The following is a 1,450-nucleotide window of genomic DNA, read 5'->3' as shown; positions in this document are numbered from 1 at the left end:
GCCGGGGCCGCAGAATTCGCCATAGCCAATTCTCTCAAACCACGAACCATAAACTAATTACCGACACGCGACACTAGTTGTACCGCGATGTCGCCACCCAACACACCAGCGACAGCAACGGAGACCACCAACACAGCAAGTGCTGCGGGAAGAATGCGGCGCGCGCGACGCGTCCAGAATCGCGACAACGAAATACGTTCCGAGGCACCGTACTCACGCACCAGCAGAGACGTGATGAGAAAACCCGACAGCACGAAGAAGATGTCGACGCCGAGGTAACCGCCCGCACGGCCGCACCGAAGAAGTGGTAGAGCACGACGACAAGCACCGCGATACCGCGTAATCCGTCGAGCGCGGGAACGCGTCGGATTCGTCCGGCACCCAACGGTGGTGCGGCTTGCTCCCGCCCCTCGGGCGCACTCGTCGCATTCGCTGCGTTCGCTGGAGCGAGCTCGACGGAATGCGAGTCCACCGACACCTCGGCCGCGCCCGCTCGCGCGGCATCGCCGTCCGGAACATCAGCTTCCGGCGCATCGCCTTCCGGCGCACCGCCTTCCGAAAGATCGACCAATTCCGTACCAGCGGTCGGATTCTGCGTGACAAGCCGGCGCCGATATCTGAGGTCGGCCAGCCGCCGGTATCTGAGGGCCGGCGTCACGGCGGAATTCACCCTCTCGACAGCCTCTTCCTGCCCTATATCCGAGCTGCCGACGTCGGACGCCGTTTCGACATCAGGGTCCGGCACAGCAGCGGCATCTGACTCGATATCAGCCTCGTCCAACCCTGTGTCGTGGGCAGAAGGGGCAGAGGCATCGTCGACACACGGATCGTCAACGACGTTGGCCGATATAGACCACGGTCCGACCGAGCTCCGCGCCACATCACTGTCGGCGGGGACGCCGGCAGAGCGACTCAGCGACGGCATACGGACATCACGCAAGATCCGCAAGCGAGTGATCATCCGCGGACTCCCTCATCGAGAGCGGAGCCGACCGCGCCACCCGACCCCACGGACGACGGCAGAACAAGGAGCCGCTGAAAAGAAAGCAACGAGCATGAGCGAGACAGCAAATGTGAAGGCATAGGGCACGTTTCGGAACGTCGGTTCAAGTCAGTCGGAATATCTCAGGAAGGCAGTGCGCGAGATCACGCGACGAGCCGAGTCTAGATGCGGTCTCAGTTCGCGGACCAATCGACACGCCACAATCATTTCATCGGATGACAATGCGAGATAACCGGCAGCAAAAGAACATGAACAGCGCACAAATAATTCACCAGAGCCGAATACCTCTCGCAGAACGGGGCCGGCCAGAACGAAGTTGGACTGGGACCCAACGAGCACCCCCATGAATGCAGTAATGCCCCGCACCTTGGGGGTGCGGGGCATTACTGGAATGTTGTGCTCGGCGGTGTCCTACTCTCCCACACCGATTAGAGTGCAGTACCATTG

The 1,450-nt window shown here is 61.2% G+C and carries 1 protein-coding gene and 1 pseudogene; one reads left to right on the top strand and one right to left on the bottom strand.

What is annotated here, in order from left to right; all coding sequences use genetic code 11:
* Nucleotides 1-65: 65 nt before the first annotated feature.
* A pseudogene (locus A5777_RS24340) lies at nucleotides 66-385 on the bottom strand (acyltransferase family protein); the annotation flags it as partial.
* 75 nt (nucleotides 386-460) lie between these two features.
* Here A5777_RS24340 and A5777_RS25080 point away from each other — a divergent pair.
* Nucleotides 461-760, top strand: a complete 300-nt coding sequence (locus tag A5777_RS25080) for a hypothetical protein (protein ID WP_064863766.1) — start codon at nucleotides 461-463, stop codon at nucleotides 758-760.
* Nucleotides 761-1,450: the final 690 nt, after the last annotated feature.

This window comes from Gordonia sp. 852002-10350_SCH5691597, from assembly GCF_001665715.1.
GTDB lineage: Bacteria > Actinomycetota > Actinomycetes > Mycobacteriales > Mycobacteriaceae > Gordonia > Gordonia sputi.
This window is presented reverse-complemented; position numbering and strand designations above follow the sequence as displayed.

Coding starts and splice junctions, on each gene's coding strand:
- A5777_RS25080 (WP_064863766.1), top strand. CDS start 461: ATGCGAGTCCACCGACACCTCGGCCGCGCCCGCTCGCGCGGCATCGCC.